Source organism: Hahella sp. HN01, from assembly GCF_018986435.1.
In the GTDB taxonomy this organism is placed as follows: Bacteria; Pseudomonadota; Gammaproteobacteria; order Pseudomonadales; family Oleiphilaceae; genus Hahella.
Map to the genome: position 1 here is coordinate 1 of NZ_JAHMIN010000118.1, position 1,420 is coordinate 1,420.

Genomic DNA, 1,420 nt, shown 5'->3' on the forward strand with positions numbered 1-1,420 from the left:
CTTGGGCGCTTAGTCATGTTTAACCGCCCTCCAGGCCACTGCCTTACGTCCTGAAATCGAGCATTCCATAATTCCGACGCGCTCCACCAAGCCCGCCTTCTCTGCGTCTGGTAGGCGGCGTGCGACCATGTAGCGATCAAGCTTTGCGGTCCTGGCCAACTCCGAACTGGTCCACCCTATGACCCAATCAGGGACCGGGCGCTTGGCCAGCTCCAGCGCGACAAGCTGCGTCTGCGTCCAGCGGTTTGACTCATTGGCYGCCGCYGCCAGATGGCTGCTTACGGGGTCGGTTCTTCTTGCGTGTGTTTGTGTCATTACTGCTTTTCCTTGGCCTAACTGCTGGCCGAAACTGATTTCAACAAGTCCGCCATACGTCGACGGGCTTCCTCGCGGGGGACAGGCCTAGACGCCTTCGCTGGTTGCTCTGGTAGCGCTTTAGGGATGTCCGCCTGGATGTCTTCCCCGTTCATCACGCGGCGACAAACGATGTCGTAATTGCGCGTGAACAGCGGCAGCATTTCCCTTTCGGTACGCACCCTAAGCTCGTAACTCCCCGTCGCCTTTGCGGCGATGCGTACCGCCAGATAGGCGATGCTCTCGCTACGCTCCAGCTCTTGCAGGCCTCCGCAGGCCATTCGGTAAGCTGCTGGAGTGGGCAAAAGTCCGAAGTCTTCAGGCTCCGGTTTGCACCAGGAAACGAACTGACCGATCGACGGAAAGAACGGACAAGCCGTCGCCCTCGCCCGGCGTATCCCGACGCGGATTTGGTCAGCGCTGGTGATCCGGTTTTCGACCATGGCTTTAGTCCAGGCGCGCTTGGCTTCAAGCAGGCTTTCCGTATCGGGAAAGGCCTGTCTCCAAGCTGGAAACGACGCCTGCAGGGCTTTGAAAATCGCGTTAACGTTCTCGCGGGCCTTGTCGTTGATCGAGGTATGGGCCGCCATGGCGACGGGCGCTTGTGGCTTGGCGATCTGCGCTTGAACGCTCAGAGTTATTTCGTTGACTGATTTCATCACCATTCCCCCAGATCATCGCCCCAGCTTGTATCGTTCCAGTCCACCACGTTGGCGGTTTGGCGTGGGCCTTTGGGCTCAAACACACCCTGCCAACCGTTGGCGATGGACTCGTCGAGGATGCTTTGAACATCGTGGCCCTGGGCTCTGAACGTCTCCAGCTTGCCGATCAGCTTGGACAGCGCGAGAGGCGTTAACGGCTTGCGGATTTCCCGGCGGTGACGGATGAATTCTTCCATCGAGGCGACGGATAGCCATGCGGGCAAATTCGACAAATCCAGAGCGGCGGATTTCGTCTGCCGCGTGTTGTCTTTTGGGATATTGTTTTTTGAATTATTGTCTTTTGTCTTTTGTGGGGACCGTTTTCGGTCCGTATATAGACCGATTTCGGTCTGTTTGGAGACCGT

The 1,420-nt window shown here is 57.7% G+C and carries 2 protein-coding genes; both read right to left on the reverse strand.

Annotation, left to right across the window (positions count from 1 at the left end; translation table 11 throughout):
- Positions 1-332 precede the first annotated feature (332 nt).
- Entirely contained in the window at positions 333-1,013 is a 681-nt protein-coding gene (locus KP814_RS32515) for a replication protein P (protein ID WP_216740668.1), read from the reverse strand.
- Positions 1,013-1,420, reverse strand: a 408-nt coding sequence (locus KP814_RS32520) for a hypothetical protein (protein ID WP_216740669.1), incomplete at its 5' end; no start/stop codon positions are given. The genes KP814_RS32520 and KP814_RS32515, both read right to left, overlap by 1 nt.